Origin of the sequence: Falsiroseomonas algicola, assembly GCF_011040385.1 — a bacterium.
GTDB lineage: Bacteria > Pseudomonadota > Alphaproteobacteria > Acetobacterales > Acetobacteraceae > Falsiroseomonas > Falsiroseomonas algicola.
In genome coordinates, this window is sequence record NZ_JAAIKB010000015.1 from 16747 (window position 1) to 32326 (window position 15580).

Annotated in this window: 14 protein-coding genes; 9 read left to right on the forward strand and 5 right to left on the reverse strand. The window is 72.2% G+C overall.

Annotated elements, in window-relative coordinates; all coding sequences use genetic code 11:
• The first annotated feature begins 14 nt into the window (after nucleotides 1-14).
• Entirely contained in the window at nucleotides 15-593 is a 579-nt protein-coding gene (locus G3576_RS25550) for a TetR/AcrR family transcriptional regulator (protein WP_164697323.1), read from the forward strand.
• 16 nt (nucleotides 594-609) lie between these two features.
• On the opposite strand, the gene G3576_RS25555 is transcribed toward G3576_RS25550, so the two are convergent.
• The 4 genes from G3576_RS25555 to G3576_RS25570 all read right to left on the reverse strand — a co-directional run bounded on the left by G3576_RS25555 (nucleotide 610) and on the right by G3576_RS25570 (nucleotide 7294).
• Entirely contained in the window at nucleotides 610-2052 is a 1443-nt protein-coding gene (locus G3576_RS25555; RefSeq protein WP_164697324.1) for an HWE histidine kinase domain-containing protein, read from the reverse strand.
• Nucleotides 2049-2513 carry a response regulator gene (locus G3576_RS25560; protein WP_164697325.1) on the reverse strand — a complete coding sequence of 155 codons (465 nt, stop codon included), beginning with the start codon at nucleotides 2511-2513 and terminating at the stop codon, nucleotides 2049-2051. Before G3576_RS25560 ends, G3576_RS25555 begins: the two co-directional genes overlap by 4 nt.
• Nucleotide 2514: 1 nt before the next feature.
• Complete coding sequence (locus G3576_RS25565) at nucleotides 2515-4767, reverse strand: ATP-binding protein (protein ID WP_164697326.1); 2253 nt, start codon at nucleotides 4765-4767, stop codon at nucleotides 2515-2517.
• A gap of 217 nt (nucleotides 4768-4984) precedes the next feature.
• Nucleotides 4985-7294, reverse strand: coding sequence for a molybdopterin guanine dinucleotide-containing S/N-oxide reductase (locus G3576_RS25570; protein WP_164697327.1), 2310 nt, complete (start codon nucleotides 7292-7294; stop codon nucleotides 4985-4987).
• 191 nt (nucleotides 7295-7485) lie between these two features.
• Between G3576_RS25570 and G3576_RS25575 the strand changes: the two genes are divergently transcribed.
• The gene (locus G3576_RS25575) at nucleotides 7486-7899 is read left to right on the forward strand and encodes a cupin domain-containing protein (RefSeq protein WP_164697328.1); all 414 of its coding nucleotides are present in this window, start codon (nucleotides 7486-7488) and stop codon (nucleotides 7897-7899) included.
• A gap of 7 nt (nucleotides 7900-7906) precedes the next feature.
• On the opposite strand, the gene G3576_RS25580 is transcribed toward G3576_RS25575, so the two are convergent.
• The gene (locus tag G3576_RS25580) at nucleotides 7907-8695 is read right to left on the reverse strand and encodes a helix-turn-helix domain-containing protein (protein ID WP_164697329.1); all 789 of its coding nucleotides are present in this window, start codon (nucleotides 8693-8695) and stop codon (nucleotides 7907-7909) included.
• A gap of 81 nt (nucleotides 8696-8776) precedes the next feature.
• Between G3576_RS25580 and mhpA the strand changes: the two genes are divergently transcribed.
• From mhpA to G3576_RS25615, 7 genes are read left to right on the forward strand one after another with little or no spacing between them, the layout of a single operon-like run.
• Nucleotides 8777-10216, forward strand: a complete 1440-nt coding sequence (mhpA, locus tag G3576_RS25585) for a bifunctional 3-(3-hydroxy-phenyl)propionate/3-hydroxycinnamic acid hydroxylase MhpA (protein WP_164697330.1) — start codon at nucleotides 8777-8779, stop codon at nucleotides 10214-10216.
• A 15-nt stretch (nucleotides 10217-10231) separates the two neighbouring features.
• Entirely contained in the window at nucleotides 10232-11071 is an 840-nt protein-coding gene (locus G3576_RS25590) for a fumarylacetoacetate hydrolase family protein (protein ID WP_164697331.1), read from the forward strand.
• Complete coding sequence (locus tag G3576_RS25595) at nucleotides 11068-12048, forward strand: VOC family protein (protein ID WP_164697332.1); 981 nt, start codon at nucleotides 11068-11070, stop codon at nucleotides 12046-12048. The genes G3576_RS25590 and G3576_RS25595 overlap by 4 nt, the downstream gene beginning before the upstream one ends.
• Nucleotides 12045-12992, forward strand: coding sequence for a tripartite tricarboxylate transporter substrate binding protein (locus tag G3576_RS25600; RefSeq protein ID WP_164697333.1), 948 nt, complete (start codon nucleotides 12045-12047; stop codon nucleotides 12990-12992). Before G3576_RS25595 ends, G3576_RS25600 begins: the two co-directional genes overlap by 4 nt.
• 27 nt (nucleotides 12993-13019) lie before the next feature.
• Nucleotides 13020-13994, forward strand: a complete 975-nt coding sequence (locus G3576_RS25605) for a tripartite tricarboxylate transporter substrate binding protein (RefSeq protein WP_164697334.1) — start codon at nucleotides 13020-13022, stop codon at nucleotides 13992-13994.
• Nucleotides 13991-14977, forward strand: a complete 987-nt coding sequence (locus G3576_RS25610; RefSeq protein ID WP_164697335.1) for a Bug family tripartite tricarboxylate transporter substrate binding protein — start codon at nucleotides 13991-13993, stop codon at nucleotides 14975-14977. The genes G3576_RS25605 and G3576_RS25610 overlap by 4 nt, the downstream gene beginning before the upstream one ends.
• A complete protein-coding gene (locus tag G3576_RS25615; protein ID WP_164697336.1) occupies nucleotides 14974-15573 on the forward strand; it encodes a nuclear transport factor 2 family protein in 600 nt (199 codons plus the stop codon). Before G3576_RS25610 ends, G3576_RS25615 begins: the two co-directional genes overlap by 4 nt.
• Nucleotides 15574-15580: the final 7 nt, after the last annotated feature.

A 15580-nucleotide genomic window follows, 5' to 3' on the forward strand; every position in this document is an offset into this window, starting at 1 on the left:
GAGAGACAGGCACCATGGCCCATGCCACGGCCGAACGCCCCAAGGCGGCGGATCGCATCCAGCACGCCGCGAAGGAGCTGTTCTATCGCCAGGGCATCCGCGCCACGGGCGTGGAGGAGGTGTGCCGCGTCGCCGAGGCGACGAAGATGAGCCTCTACCGCGCCTATCCCAGCAAGGACGCGCTGGTGGCGGCGATCCTGGAGGAGGATGCGGCCGCCTGGGACCGGTGGTTCGAAGGCGTCACCGGCGCCGTGCCCGATGCCGCGGGCAAGCTGCGGGCGCTGGTGGAAGCGATCGCCGCCAAGGTGCAGGACCCGGACTATCGCGGCTGCCCCATGCTGCTCGCCCAGGCCGAGTTCCCGGACCCCGACCACCCCACGCATCGCCTCGTGGCGGCGCAGAAGCGGCGCATGCGGGGCACGATGGTGGACCTGGTGCGCCAGGCCGGGATCAAGGATCCGGAGATGACCGCCGACACGCTGGCCATGCTCTTCGACGGCGCCTGGGCCACGCTGCCCTATCTCGGCGGAGACCGCGCGGCGGAAATCCTGCGCAACGCCGCCGCCTGCGCCCTGCGGGACGCGACGGGCTGAGCCCAGCCCTCGGCCCTCAGGCGGCGTCGCCCCAGGGATTGGCGGCCTGCTCCAGCGACTCGCTTCCCAGCGGCACCGCGATCTCACAGACCAGCCCGGTGGGCTGCCAGGCCAGCGTGACCTGCCCGCCGAGCTGTGACCGGATGGTGCCATCCAGCACGCGGCCCCCGAAACCCTTGCGCGCGGGTGGCCGCAGGATCGCGGGGCCGCCCGTTTCCATCCAGCGCAACAGCAGCATCGGCGGCCCATGCTCCGCCGGCTCCACCCGCCAGGAGACGGCGAGACCCCCGGCCTCCGTCGAGAGCGCGCCATACTTCATCGCGTTGGTCGCCAGTTCGTGCAGCGCCATGGCGAGCGGCTGTGCCGCGGCGGCCGGCACCATCACGCGCGGCCCGCCGAAGGCCAGCCGCGTGCCGGCGTGCAGGAAGGGCGCCAACTCGCCTTCCAGCAGCGCGCGCAAATCGGCGCCGCGCCATCGCCCTTCCGCCAGCATGGTCTGTGCGCGCGCCAGCGCCGCGACTCGTCCCTCCACGGTGCGGACATACTCCGGCACCGCGGCCGCCTTGGTCAGCCGCAGCGTCGCCTGCACCACGGCCAGCGCATTCTTCGCACGGTGGTCCACTTCCCGCGACAGCAGCGCCTGGCGCTCCTCCGCCGTCTTGCGGTCGGTGATGTCGAGCGAGACGCCCGCCATGCCAAGCGCGGTGCCGTCCGGCGCCTGGATCGGACGGCCGCTGACATGCACCCAATGCACCGTGCTGTCGGGCCAGACGACGCGGTATTCGATGTCGTAATCGGCCCCGTCATTCACCGATCGGCCGACCGCTTCGCGCATGCGTGCCTGGTCCTTCGGATGGACGCTGCGGCAGAGGTCGTCATAGGTGAAATCGTCTTCCGGCCCGCGCCCGAAATTGGCCAGGCAGGTCTTCGATGCCTGCAGCACCATGCCCCGCAGGTCGAGCTCCCAGGAACCGAGGCGCCCGGCCTCCAGCGCCAGCCGCAGGCGCGCCTCGCTCTCCCGCAGCGCGGCCATGGCACTGCGCTGGCCGTCGCGCGCCCTCATCTCCGCCCGCGCCCGCGCGATGGCGACGGGCAGGCGGATCAGCCGCTGCTTGACGACGTAATCCGTCGCGCCCTGCTTCACCGCCTCCACCGCCTCCTCCTCCCCCAGCGTGCCGGAGACGAAGATGAAGGGGCGGTCGGGCGCCAATTCGCGCGCCAGGGCCAGCGCGGCCATGCCGTCGAAGCCCGGCACGACGAAATCGGCGAGGATGATGTCGAACCCACCCTCCCGCAGCGCCGCGACGTAATCCGCGCGCGTCGCCACCAGGCGGATCGTGCAGCCGGGCAGGGCGCGGGAGACGCAGGCGGCGATCAGCTCCGCGTCCAGCGGGCTGTCCTCCAGGTGCAGCAGCCGGAAGTGGTCGCCGGGCGTGGCGTCCTCGAGTGGTTCGGTCATGCCTTGCCTTCCGCCGCGGGCATGCCGGGATGCGGTTCGTTCAGCACCGCCCAGAAGGCGCCGATGTCCCTGATGGCGTCGAAGAACTCGCGATGACCGACGGGCTTGACCACGAAGGCGTTGACGCCGAGGCCGTAGCTGCGCACCAGGTCCTGCTCCTCCCGCGAGGAGGTCAGCATCACCACCGGCACGTGGCGCGTGCGCGGGTCGCGGCGGATGCTCTCCAGCACCTCCAGCCCGTCCACGCGCGGCAGCTTGATGTCGAGCAGCACGACGACGGGCAGCTGCGCCACCATCTCGTTCGGCGCATTGGTGCGGCGGAACAGCAGGTCCAGCGCCTCCACCCCGTCGCGGGCCACGATCACGGGGTTGGCCAGCCGGCTGCGTTCCAGTGCCGCCAGGGTCAGCTCGATGTCGTTCAGGCTGTCCTCCACGAGGAGGACGGGGCGCAATCCCGCCATGTCAGCCAGCCTTTCCTGCCGGAATGCCGCGCATCGGCAGCGCGAAGTGGAAGGCCGCGCCCTGGCCCAGCGCGCCTTCCGCCCAGATGCGCCCGCCATGGCGTTCGACGATCCGCTGCACATTCGCAAGCCCGATGCCGACGCCCTCGAACTCCTCCGCCCGGTGCAGGCGCTGGAACACGCCGAAGAGCTTGTGCACATAGGCCATGTCGAAGCCGACGCCGTTGTCGCGCACCGTGCAGACGAACTCGCCACCCTCGATCCGGGCCGAGACCTCGATCACCGCCGGATCGCGGCCGCGCGTGTACTTCACCGCGTTGGACAGCAGGTTCTGGAAGACCTGGCGCATCATGACGGGGTCGGCCTGCATCGCCGACATCGGCGCGATGCGCCAGTCGATCGGGCGGCCCGCGATCTCCGTCTCCAGCGCGCGCTGCACCTCCGCCACCAGCATCGCCGGGTCGAACTGCACCGGCACCATCGAACTCCGCCCCATCTGGGAGAAGTTCAGCAGCGCATCCACCAGTCGCCCCGCCGTCTCCGCCGCTTCCGCGATGGTACCGACATAGCGGCGCCCGCGTTCGCTGAGCGCCGCACCCTCCTGTTCCTTCAGCAGGGCCGCGAAGCCCGTGATGTGGCGGAAGGGCGCACGGAGGTCGTGCGAGACGGTGTAGGAGAAGGCGGCGAGTTCCCGGTTCACGCGTTCCAGCCGCCCGGTCAGTTCCGCCCGTTCCTCCGCCGCGCGCAGCACGATGCTGATGATGCCGCCGCGAAGATCGCGTGCGGTGTCGATCTCCGCCGGCGTCCAGCGGGCCGATCGCAGCCGCACCGCTTCCGCCCAGATGGCGAAGGACCGCCGCGGGCCCAGCCGCCCGGTATCCGCATCCACCGTCTTCGCCGGCTGCCCGCCCCAGGTGACGGTGCTGACGACCTCCGGCCGGAACCAGATCACGAAGTTCGGATGCAGGTTGGAGATGGAGATGGCGAGGATGCCGCTTGCCGTTTCGGCCATGGCTTCCGCCCCGGGCATGCTGGCTGACAGGCACTCCGTCTCCACCACGTCGCGGGAGTCCTGCTGCGCCAGCCAGTCCGCGATGCGCCGGACATCGCCTTCCGCCGGCGTGCGGCCGACGAGCTTGCACTCGCCCCCGGCCAGCACCGCCGCGCCGGTTGCGCCGGCCATCTCCAGCAGGTCGGTCGGCACCGCGACCAGCCCATCATCCATCCGCTCCGACGCCGTCATGCGGGCGATCAGCCGGCCCTCCAGCCCCTTCAGCCGGCCGCGGGCCTGCGCATGCTCCATCTCCTCGCTGGCCACGACGCGGGCGGCGAACATGCGCGCCACCAGGTCGCAATCCTCCCGCGTCGCGGGCGGCACGCGGCGCGGACCCGCATGGTGGCAGCAGGCGAGGCCCCAGAGCCGCCCATCGCCGCGCAGGATGGAGACGGACATGGAGGAGGCCGTGCCCATGTTGCGCATGTAGTCGAGATGGACGGGCGAGACGCTGCGCAGCGCGGAGAAGCTGAGGTCGAGCGGCGGCCCCTGCCGGCCCGCCCGGATCGGCACGGCGGGCGCGGCCTCATCGGCGATCAGCCGCAGCGGATTGGCCTCATAGAGGCGCCGTGCCTGGGCCGGGATGTCGGTGGCGGGGAAGCGCAGGCCGAGATAGGAGGGCAGGCGCCCGTTGCCGTCCTCCCCCACCACCACGCCGTCCCAGTTCTCCTCGAACCGGTAGATCAGCACGCGGTCGAAGCCGCTGATGGCCCGCAGCGCCGCCGCCGCCGTCGCCGACAATTCGGTGGTGGAGGCCGTGCGACCGAGCCGGGCGAAGGCATCGCGCACGCCGCGATCCTGGGTCTCCATCTCGTCGGCCGCGCCCGGCAACTCGAACTCGACGATGAGGTGGCCGCAGGTGGATCGGTGGCCGATGGCTTCCACGACGGCCCCATCGGTCATCGGCAGCGTGCCGAGCCCGACCGGCACGCCCGGCGCCGAGGCAGGAAGGCGGTCGCGCAGCAGGGCGGCCATCGGCGCGGGCAGCAGCCTGGCCGCGGGCAGGCCGAAGGCATCCGTGACGTCCTGGCCGATGACGAGGCCGGCATCGGCGCTCGCATGGGTCAGCGCCAGCCCAGCCGCATCGAAGGCCAGCAGGTGCCCATGCGCCTGGATGCTGCCAGGGATGTGGATCGGCTCGCGCGCGCAGGCCGCTTCCGCCTCCTGCCGTCCCAGCTCCGTCTCGGCAACGGGCGCCATGGGGCGATCGGTCGCACTCACGGTATGGCAGCGCAGCGATGCCGAAAGCGCCTTGTCCCGCATGCGGATGGGGCGGCGTCGGGACGAGGGGGCAAGGCGTGTTCCAGGACGGGGAGACGGCAGAACGTCCCGTATCCCCAGCCCAGCGTCCACTGAGGACCGGCTCAACTGTGTGCGATTGAAACCGCCGTCGTTCTGCGCGTCGGAGGCCTTTCCGTCAGACCGTCATCGGCGGATCGAAGGCGCGGATCGGCGGCAGGTTGCCGGTGAAGCGCTCCACCTCCACCACCGTCAGCTGCCCCGTGCAGCCCTGCGCCAGGCCCGACGTGCCGACATCCCGCGTCAGCACGTTCGGGTTGCCGTGGACGCAGAGCGGCTTGTCCTCCGCCGGATCCTCCGGATCGTACCAGGCGCCCGTCGCCAGCTGCACGACGCCGGGACGGATGCCGGTCGTCAGATGCGCCGCGGCCAGGCAGGCGCCGCGCTCGTTGAACAGGCGGATGACGTCGCCCTCCGCGATGCCGCGCGCGGCGGCGTCCGCGGGATGCAGGCAGGCCACCTCCCGCCCGCGACGCTTGGAGGCGATGCTGTGCTCCCCGAAATCGAGCTGGCTGTGCAGACGCGTCGCGGGCTGGTTGGCGACGAGGTGCAGCGGCGTGCCCGCGCGCGGCACGTCCTGCGGCGGCAGCCAGGCGGGGTGGCCGGGGCAGTCGGCCTCCCCAAAGCCCGCGATGGTCTCGGAAAAGATCTCGATCCGCCCGCTCGGCGTCGGCAGCGGGTTGGCTTCCGGATCCTCCCGGAAGGCGCGCCAGGGGCCGCCATCATCCGGCGCCTGGGGCAGGGCGAGCGTGCCCGCTTCCCAGAAGGCGTCGAAATCCGGCGCGGGATGGCCCAGCTCGCGCAGCGCCTGCTCGGTGCGGGCATAGAGGTGGCGCAGCCATTCCCGGCTGCTGCGGCCTTCGGTGAAGGCTTCCTCCACGCCGAGCCGCCGGCTCAGCCCGGCGAAGATGTCGTAGTCGTCCCGCGCCTCGCCGAAGGGTTCGGTGATGCGGTGCATCGCCACCATCAGCGGGTCATGGGAGCTGAAGCCGATATCCTCCCGCTCCAGCGTCATCGTGGCCGGCAGCACGATGTCGGCATGCCGTGCCGTGGCCGTCCAGGCGAGTTCATGCACGACAAGCGTATCGACGCGGGCGAAGGCCTGGCGCAGGCGATTGAGGTCCTGGTGGTGGTGGAAGGGATTGCCGCCGGCCCAATAGACCATGCGGATGTCGGGATAGGTCCGCGTCTGGCCGTTGTAGCGATAGGTCATGCCGGGGTTCAGCAGCATGTCGGCGATGCGCGCGACGGGAATGTAGTCGCCATGCCGGTTGCGGCCCTGCGACAGGGTCGGCCCCGGCACCGCATTGGCGCGGCGGCCGTAATAGCCGATGGCGCCCAGCGCATAGCCATAGCCGCCACCGGGCAGCCCGATCTGCCCCAGCGCCGCGGCCAGCACCGCCGCCATCCAGACGGGCTGTTCGCCATGCTCCGCCCGCTGCAGCGCATGGGCGACCGTCACCAGCACGCGCTTCCCATGCAGGCGGCGGGCGAGGGCGCGGATGGTGTCCGCCGGAACGCCCGTGATGGGCGCGGCCCAGCCGGCATCCTTGGGCTGGCCGTCCTCTCGGCCCATCAGGTAACGCTCGAACACCGCCCAGCCCGTGGTGTAGCGGTCGAGGAAATCCTGGTCCTGCAGCCCCTCCGCCACCAGCGTGTGCACCAGCGCCAGCATCAGCGCCGTGTCGGTGCCGGGAATGTTCGCGATCCACTCGGCGCCGGCTTCCTCCGGCAGGTCGCTCCGCAGCGGGCCCAGCAGGATGAAGTCGCAGCCCCTGTCATGTGCCGCCTTCATGGCGGGGCGCTCCACATGCTCGCTGATGCCGCCACCAGCGACCATCGCGTTCTTCAGCGCCATGCCGCCGAAGGCCAGCACCACCTCCGTATGCTGCGCCAGCTGGTCCCAGGTGACGTTGTGCTTGGTCAGCGCTTCGTAGTTGCCCAGCACATGCGGCACGATGACGGAAGCGGCGCCGGAGCTGTAGCTGTTGACGGAGGCGACGTAGCCGCCGAAGGCGCAGTTCAGGAAGCGGTGGATCTGGCTCTGCGCATGGTGGAAGCGCCCGGCGCTGGCCCAGCCATAGGAGCCGCCGAAGACCGCGCCCGGCCCGTGGCGGTCGCGGATGCGCGCGACCTCCGCGCCCAGCAGGTCCAGCACCGCGTCCCAGGCCATGGGCACGAATTCGTCACGCCCGCGGCGCGGATCGGGGCCGGGCCCGGCTTCCAGCCAGCCGCGCCGCACCATGGGCTGCGCGATGCGCGCGCGGTGGCGCAGCGCCGCCGGGAAGTTCTGCAGGATGGCGTTCGGGTCCGGGTCCCCGGGATGCGGCCGCACCAGCAATTCGCCATCGCGCATCGCCGCGGTGAAGACGCCCCAATGGGAGCTGTGCGGGCGGAAATCAGCCTCGGAACCGGTCTCGGCGTTCATCACCTGGCCTTCGCTTTTGGGGCGGCTCGGCGCCGCCGCCCCTGTTGTACCCGTTCCCCGGGCCCGTGACAGCGTCGCCCCGTCCTGGCAGCCCGGCTCTCCCCGTTGCGTGATCCCCGGGGCCGCTTGCACGAATCCCCGAATACCGGGACGCTTTCATCACGACGCCGATCCCGGGAAGGAAACCAGGCATGACCGACAAGGCCCCCAAGGGCGTGGTGCTCTACCCCGAGCAGATGAAGGCCTATGAGCGCGGCGGCGGCGCGAAGACCATCCCGCTCGTCGGCCCGCGCATCGGCGCGCAGAGCTTCCTCAACGGCATCACCATCTTCGGCCCCGGCGCCGCCATCCCGCTGCACACCCACAATTGCGAGGAGAGCGTGCTGCTGCTGGAAGGCAACGCCATCGCGGAGATCGACGGCGAACGCCATGACATCAAGGCGGGCGACATCTCCTGGATTCCCGAAGGCGTGCCGCACCGCTTCATCAACGCCTCCAACACGGAGGGGATGAAGATCCTCTGGATCTATGCGCGCATCGATGCGACGCGCACGCTGGTCGAGACCGGAGAGACGCGCCCCGTCTCCGCGGAGCATGTCGGCTGACACGGCGTCAGGCGGGTGGCGGCGTCTTCTCCAGCGCCGCCTCGATCTCCGCCACAACGCCGCGCAGCGGCTCCAGGCATTGCCGCACGCCTTCCTCCGTGGAGACGGCGCGCGCCATCCACACCGTGTTGACGCAGCCCAGCACCACGCCGTGATGGCGCACCGGAAGGGCGAGCGATCCGGTATGCCGCCAGGGCGCCGTGCCGCCCGGCCGCAGCGCATAGCCGCGCCGGCGCACCAGCGCCAAACTCCGCGCGAGTGACGCGCCGCGCCGCGCCGGCGCATCCTCCGCTCGGTCGGACGCCGCGAGCAGCCCGATCAGCGTCTCCCGCTCCGCCCGGCCGGAGAAGGCGAGCCAGGCCTGGCCGACCGAACTCGGCAGGACCGGCAGCGCGCGCCCGATCATGCCCCGGTCGATCGAGAAGCGCGCGACGCGATGCGTCGTCTCCCGGATCACCATCGCCGTGCCCTCCAGGGTGCAGAGATCGCAGGGCCAGCCGATGCGCGCCGTCAGGCGATAGAGCGCCGGCGCCGCCACGGCGCTGATCCATTCCTCATCCTCGAAGCCGTCCGACAGGCCGCGGACCTTGAGCCGCAGCACCCAGCGTTCGTCGGACGGGCTGCGCGCGACATAGCCCTCCCGCTCCAGCGTCTCGATCAGGCGATAGACCGTGGCGCGCGGGATGCCCGTCTCCCGCGCCAGGGTCAGCGCCGTGGCGCCGCCATGGCGGTTCAGCGCGGCCAACAGGTCGAGCCCCCGGGCAAAGGCGCGGATCGGTTTCGCGGGCGTTCCCATGTCCACCTGGCGGACAGATGCAAGGGAAGCTTTGCGTCCGGCCTGCCGGATTGGCAACCCTTGGGGCAGGAGGACAACGGCATGCCAGGAGAGCGGGCGCACGACGCCGCCATCATCGGATTCGGCCCGGTGGGCGCCACGCTGGCGCATCTGCTGGCGCAGCAGGGGCTCAGCGTCCTGCTGCTGGACCGGGAGGAAGCCGCCTACCATTTGCCGCGCGCCGTGCATGTCGATGACGAGGTGATGCGCGTCTTCCAGGGCATCGGCCTGGCGGAGGCGATCCTGCCCGATACGCATGTCTCCCCGGGCATGCGCTTCGTGGACCCGGATGGCCGCCTGCTGATGGACTGGTCGCGCCCCGCGGCGCTGACGCCGCAGGGCTGGCATGCCTCCTACCGCTTCCACCAGCCCGCGCTGGAACGCGTGCTGCGGGAAGGGCTGACCCGCCATCCCGCCGTGACCACCGAGACCGCGACGGAGGTGACGGCGGTGGCGCAGGATGCCGATGGCGTCACGCTCTCCACCACCCGCGGCCCGCGCCGCGCCGCCTGGGTCATCGGCTGCGACGGCGCGCGATCCTTCCTGCGCGGCGTCATCGGTGGCGGCATGGAGGATCTCGGCTTCGACGAGCGCTGGCTGGTCGTGGACCTGATCCTGAAGCGTCCGCGCCCCGACCTTGGCGACCACAGCATCCAGTTCTGCAACCCCGCGCGCCCCGCCACCTATGTCCGCGGCGTCGGTGACCGCCGCCGCTTCGAGATCACGGTCCATCCCGGGGAGGCACCGGGTGACCGGATGCCGGAAGCCGAGGTCTGGCGCCTGCTCGCCACCTGGATCACGCCGGAGGATGCGGAGCTCGAACGCGCCGCGATCTACACCTTCCGCTCCGCCGTCGCGCGGCGCTGGCGGGATGGCCGGCTGCTGATCGCCGGCGATGCCGCGCATCTCACGCCGCCCTTCATGGGGCAGGGCATGTGCGCCGGCATTCGCGATGTCGCGAACCTCGCCTGGAAGCTGGCCCGCGTGCACCGCGGCAGCGCGCCGGAGGCGCTGCTCGACAGCTACCAGGCCGAACGCGCGCCGCATGCGCGCACCTATATCGAGACCGCGGTGCGGCTCGGTGGGCTCATCAACACGCGGGCGAAGGAGGCCGCGCTGGGTGGCGGCGCCCCTGGCGATGACGGCCCGGTGCGCATGCGCAGCATCGCCCCGGCCCTGGGCGGCTTCACCGCGCCCTTCGGTCGGCCCGTGCCGCAGCCCGCGCTGGCCGATGGCATGCGCCTCGATGACCGCATCGGTCCGCGCTTCGCCGTGCTGCTGCGCCCCGATGTCGCCGCGGCGCTGGACGCCGCGACGATGGATCGCCTGGCCGCGCGCGGCGCCGTGCTGGTCGCCGACCCTGCCCTCGATCCCTGGCTCGGCGAGCTGGGTGCCGCGGCGGCGCTGGTGCGGCCGGACCGGCAGTTGCTCGCCCTTGCCGCCGATGCCGCCGGCATCGCCGGTTTTCTCGACCGCTTCTGACAGCAGGAATACGCGATGCGCCTCGTCTCCTTCTTCCGTCCCGATGGCACCCCGGCCTGCGGCGTGGTCGTGCCGGGCGGCGTCGCCGACCTCACCGCGCGGCTCGGCATCCCCTCGATCCGCGCCCTGATGGCGGCCGGCCGGCTGGCGGAGGCGCGCGCGATCACCACGCCCGATCTGCCGCTGGAGGGGCTGCGCCTCGCCCCCGTCATCCCCGACCCCGACAAGATCATCTGCGTCGGCCTGAACTACCGCGACCATGTCGCGGAGACCGGCCGCACGGTCACGGAGAAGCCGGCGCTCTTCGCGCGCTTCGCCGGCAGCCAGGTGGGCCATGGCCAGGCCATGATCCGGCCGCGCGTGTCGGAGCGCTTCGACTACGAGGGCGAGCTGGCCGTCATCATCGGCACCGGCGGCCGCCATATCGCGGCGGCGGACGCGCTGCGCCATGTCGGCGGCTATGCCTGCTACAATGAGGGCAGCGTGCGGGACTGGCAGCTCCACACCAGCCAGTTCCTCGCCGGCAAGACCTTCGCCGGCACCGGCGCCTTCGGCCCCTGGATGGTCACGAGCGACGAGATCCCGGACCCTGCGGCGCTGACGCTGGAGACGCGCGTCAACGGCCAGGTGGTGCAGCACACCACGACGGACCTGATGATCACGCCGGTGCCGCAGCTCATCGAATACATCTCAACCGTGCTGCCGCTGCTGCCGGGCGATGTCATCGTCTCCGGCACGCCGGGCGGCGTCGGCGCCAAGCGCAACCCGCCGCTCTGGCTCAAGCCCGGCGACGTCACGGAAGTCGAGATCAGCGGCATCGGCGTGCTGCGAAACCCCGTGGAGGCGGAAGCATGATCACCGCACTGGGCTATATCGGCATCAGGGCCAGCCAGCCCGCGGAATGGGATGGCTATGCGACGCGGCTGCTCGGCATGCAGCGCGTCGATGCCGGGGGCGGCACGCGGCTGTTCCGCATGGATGACCGCGCGCAGCGCCTGATCGTCACGCCGGAAGCCGAGGATGGCCTCGCCTTCCTCGGCTGGCAGGTCGCCGATGCCGCGGCGCTGGATGCGCTGGCCGCGCGGCTGGAAGCCGCCGGCACCGCCGTGCAGCGCGGCAGCGCGGCGCTGGCGGCGGAACGCCATGTGCGGGACCTCATCGTCTTCCGCGACCCCGGCGGTAATCGGCTGGAGGCCTTCCACGGCCAGGAACTCGCCGATACGCCCTTCGCGCCGGGCCGCCCCATCACGGGCTTCCGCACCGGCGCGCTCGGCATGGGCCATGCCGTGCTGAACGTGGTCGATGCGCAGGCGCTGCTGCCCTTCTATCGCGATGTGCTCGGCTTCGGCCTGACCGATTACGGCCGCACGCCCTACGACCTCTTCTTCTTCCACGTGAATGGCCGGCACCATTCCTTCGCCATGGTCGGATCCGGCCGCGCGGGGATGCATCATTTCATGGTGGAACTCGGCAGCCTCGACGATGTCGGCCAGGGCTACGACCTGGCGCAGCTGGAGGCAGGCCGCGTCGCCTACACGCTCGGCCGCCATTCCAACGACCACATGACCTCCTTCTACACCACGACGCCGTCGGGCTTCTTCGTGGAGTATGGCTGGGGCGGCAGGGTGATCGACCCCGCCACCTGGCAGCCGCACGAGACCTTCGACGGTCCCAGCTACTGGGGCCATGAGCGCATCCATCTGCCGGAAGACGGGCCGCGCGCCCGCCTGCGCCAGATGCGGCTGGATGCCGCGGCGCGCGGGCTTCGCGCGCCGGATCCCGCACCCTCCACCGGCTGCGCCTGGGCCGATGCGGTGGTGAGGGCCGAATGATGCGCCGCCTTGTCATCCCGGCCCTGCTCGCGCTCCTCGCCGCGCCCGCGACGGCGCAGGAGGCATTCCCCGCCCGCGGGATGCAGATCGTGAATCCCTATCCCGCCGGCGGCGCCACGGACCTGATGGCCCGCGCGCTCGCCGCCGGGCTCTCCACGCGCTTCGGCCAGCCCGTGGTCGTCGTGAACCGGGACGGCGCCGCGGGCGCCATCGGCACCGCCGCCGTCGCGCGCTCGGCGCCGGATGGCTACACGCTGGCCTTCGTGCCGGCGCTGGTGCTGACCGTGCTGCCGGTCACGCAGCCGAACAGCGGGTTGCGGACGGATTCGCTGCGCCCGGTCTGCCAGATGTTCTCGAATGCCCAGGCCATCGCGGTGCGGGCCGACAGCCCTTGGCGCACGCTGGGCGACCTGGTCGCCGCTGCGCGCACCGCGCCGGGGCGCGTCACCTATGGCAGCCTTGGCGTCGCCTCCATCCCGCATCTCGCCATGCTGCAATGGACGGCAGCGGCGGGGCTCGATCTCGCGCATATCCCCTATCGCGGCGACGGCGCCGTGCTGACGGAGGTGCTGGCCGGGCGGCTCGATGCCGGCGCCATCGTGCTCGGCTCCGCCTCCGGCCGCAGCGACATCCGCCTGCTTGCGGTCTTCGACACCGCGCGCAATCCGGCCTTCCCGGATGTGCCGACGGCGATCGAGGCCGGCTTCGACGTGGCCCCCACCAGCTTCGGCGGCCTGATGGCGCCCGCCGCCACGCCGGAGGATCGCATCGCCGTGCTGGAAGCCGCCTGCGCGGAGGTCGCAGCGACCGAGGGCTACCGCGCCGCCGCCCGCCGCGCCCTGCAGCCGGAGGCCTTCCACACCGGCGCCGGCGCCTTCGCCGCGCGTCTGCAATCCGATGCCACGATGAAGGCGGAGCAGCTGCGCAGCATCCGCCTCGACTGACCGAACCAAATACCTGGGAGGACAAGAATGATCACCCGCCGCACCCTGGCGCTGCTTGCCCCGGCCCTGCTGCTGCCGGCCCTGCCGCTGCCGGCCCTGGCACAGGGCACGCCACCCGCCCTGCCGCGCACCATCACCCTCATCGTGCCCTTCGGTCCCGGCACGGTGGTGGACATCATGGCCCGCGCCTATGCGGAGCCGCTGCGCCAGGCGCTCGGCGGCGGCACCACCGTCGTCGTCGTCAACCGGGAAGGGGCGGGGGGCAGCATCGCCGCCGCCGCCGTCGCACAGGCGCGGCCCGATGGCGCGACGATCGGCTTCGGCCCCTCCGGCATGCTGACGACGCAGCCCTTCCTGGTGCCGTCGCTGACCTATCGCCTCGATCGGTTCGAGGCGATCTGCCAGACTTTCGAGAATGTCTTCGCCCTGGCCGTGCCGGCGCGCTCCCCCCACCGCACGCTGGCTGAATTCCTCGCCGCCGCGAGGGAGAAGCCGGAAAGCCTCAGCTTCGGCCATGCCGGCAACGGCACCGTCGGCCACCTGATCGGCCGGCAGCTGGAAATCCTGTCCGGCACCCGCTTCAACGATGTCGCCTACCGCGCCGGCGGGCAGATGATGACGGATGCCCAGGCCGGCACGGTGGACATGGTCGCCACCACCTGGGCGACGCTGCGCGACAGCGGGTTGCGCCTGCTGGCCGTCGCCGCCGATGCGCGCGACCCCACGCTGGGGCAGGTGCCGACCCTGGCGGAGCTCGGCTTCCCCGTGAACTGGCGCGGCTTCGGCGGACTCTGGGCGCCGGTCGGGCTGCCGCAGCCCGTGGCGCAGCGGCTGGAAGCGGCCTGCCTGGAGGCCACCGCCTCCGACACCTATCGCAGCGTCATGGCCAGTGCGGCGCAGGTCGTGGCCCCGCTGGATGCGCGCCGCTTCAGCGACCGCCTGGTGGCGGAACAGCGGGAGGCGCAGGCGCTGCTCGGCCGGCTGGGGCTGATCGCGCCATGACCGCGCCCCGCGCCGGCCGCCGCACCCTGCTGGCGGCCGGGCTGGCGGCGGCGGCCCTGCCACGCCAGGCGCTCGGGCAGGGCGGCTTCCCGTCCCGGCCGGTCCGGATCGTCGTGGGCGCGGCCCCCGGCAGCGCGCCCGATATCGGGCTGCGGTTGCTCGCCGATCGTCTCGCCACGCTCTGGCGGCAGCCCGCGGTGGTGGAGAACCGCGTAGGCGCGGCGGGCAATCTGGGCGCCCAGGCCGTGGCGCGCGCGCCGGGGGATGGCCACACGCTGCTCTTCGCCCAGGCCAGCCCCATCGTGCTGAACCAGCATCTGATGCGGTCCATGCCCTTCGACCCGGCGCGGGATCTCGCGCCCGTGTCGCTGCTGCTGATGACGCCCTTCATCCTGGCCGCGCGCCCCGGCCTCGGCGTGGAGACGCTGGACGACCTGCTGCGCCTGGCGCGGCGGGCGCCGGGGCGGATCACCTTCGCCACCAGCGGCGCCACCAGCCTGCCCCGCTTCGCCGCCGAACAGCTGGCGCGGCGTGCCGGCGTGGAACTCAGCAACATCCCCTACAACGGCAGCCCGCCGGCGCTGCAGGATGCGCTGGCGGGGCGCGTGGACCTGGTCATCGATGGCACGCCGCTGCTGGCGCCGCAGGTCAGGGCAAGGGCGCTGACACCGCTCGCCATCACCGCCCCCTCGCGCTTCCCGGGCCTCGAGGAGGTGCCGACCGTGGCGGAGACCTTCCCCGGCTTCCAGCGTGTCGGCTGGTTCGGCCTGCTCGCGCCCGCATCCACCCCACCCGACCTCGTCACCCGGCTTGCCGCGGATTGCCGCGCCGTGCTCGCCGACGCGACGCTGCGCGCGCGGTTCCTGACCGAACTCGGCGCGGAGGCGATCGGCAGCCTGCCAGAGGAATTCGCCCGCTTCGCCGCGGCGGAGCGCGAGGAGCTGGGAGACCTCTCCCGCCAGATCGGGATCGTCATCGAATGAGCACATCCGACAGCATGCTCGACCGCGCCGCGATCCGGGAGCTGGTCGAGGCCTGGGGCTTCCGGCGCGATGCCGGCGAGTGGGACGCGCTGCTCGATACCTTCCATCCCGAAGGCGACATCGCCGTCAGCTGGTTCGCCGGCCCCTTCGCCGATTTCGTCGCCGCCTCCCGCGCCCGCGCCGGGCGCAGCTTCTCGAAGCACGTCATGGCGGGCAGCCGCGTGACGCCGCGCGGGGACCGCGCGCTGGCCGAGACGGATGTCACGCTGCATGGCCGTTCGGTCGTCGATGGGGTGGAGGTGACTGGCACCACGCTGATGCGCTTCCTGGACCGCGTGGAACGGCGTGCGGGGCGCTGGCGCCTGCTCTCGCGCATCGCCATCTACGACCATGACGCGCTGGCGGCCTCGATCCCCGGGACGCCCTTCGCCGTGCCGGTGGAGGAGGTCGCGGCGCTGCCCGCCGGCTATCGCTTCCTGGCCTGGCGGCTGCGGCGGGCGGGGCTGACGGTCCCCGCGCTGCTGCCGACGCCGGGCAGCGACCTGGAACGGAGCCGGCGCGAGGCCGACGCCGCCTGGCTGGCAGGGACGGCGTAGCGGCGGC

What these genes read in the sequence shown, in the direction of transcription:
- G3576_RS25550 (WP_164697323.1), top strand. Translation starts at nt 15, where the DNA reads ATGGCCCATGCCACGGCCGAACGCCCCAAGGCGGCGGATCGCATCCAG.
- G3576_RS25555 (WP_164697324.1), bottom strand. Translation starts at nt 2,052, where the DNA reads ATGACCGAACCACTCGAGGACGCCACGCCCGGCGACCACTTCCGGCTG.
- G3576_RS25560 (WP_164697325.1), bottom strand. Translation starts at nt 2,513, where the DNA reads ATGGCGGGATTGCGCCCCGTCCTCCTCGTGGAGGACAGCCTGAACGAC.
- G3576_RS25565 (WP_164697326.1), bottom strand. Translation starts at nt 4,767, where the DNA reads ATGGCGCCCGTTGCCGAGACGGAGCTGGGACGGCAGGAGGCGGAAGCG.
- G3576_RS25570 (WP_164697327.1), bottom strand. Translation starts at nt 7,294, where the DNA reads ATGAACGCCGAGACCGGTTCCGAGGCTGATTTCCGCCCGCACAGCTCC.
- G3576_RS25575 (WP_164697328.1), top strand. Translation starts at nt 7,486, where the DNA reads ATGACCGACAAGGCCCCCAAGGGCGTGGTGCTCTACCCCGAGCAGATG.
- G3576_RS25580 (WP_164697329.1), bottom strand. Translation starts at nt 8,695, where the DNA reads ATGGGAACGCCCGCGAAACCGATCCGCGCCTTTGCCCGGGGGCTCGAC.
- mhpA (WP_164697330.1), top strand. Translation starts at nt 8,777, where the DNA reads ATGCCAGGAGAGCGGGCGCACGACGCCGCCATCATCGGATTCGGCCCG.
- G3576_RS25590 (WP_164697331.1), top strand. Translation starts at nt 10,232, where the DNA reads ATGCGCCTCGTCTCCTTCTTCCGTCCCGATGGCACCCCGGCCTGCGGC.
- G3576_RS25595 (WP_164697332.1), top strand. Translation starts at nt 11,068, where the DNA reads ATGATCACCGCACTGGGCTATATCGGCATCAGGGCCAGCCAGCCCGCG.
- G3576_RS25600 (WP_164697333.1), top strand. Translation starts at nt 12,045, where the DNA reads ATGATGCGCCGCCTTGTCATCCCGGCCCTGCTCGCGCTCCTCGCCGCG.
- G3576_RS25605 (WP_164697334.1), top strand. Translation starts at nt 13,020, where the DNA reads ATGATCACCCGCCGCACCCTGGCGCTGCTTGCCCCGGCCCTGCTGCTG.
- G3576_RS25610 (WP_164697335.1), top strand. Translation starts at nt 13,991, where the DNA reads ATGACCGCGCCCCGCGCCGGCCGCCGCACCCTGCTGGCGGCCGGGCTG.
- G3576_RS25615 (WP_164697336.1), top strand. Translation starts at nt 14,974, where the DNA reads ATGAGCACATCCGACAGCATGCTCGACCGCGCCGCGATCCGGGAGCTG.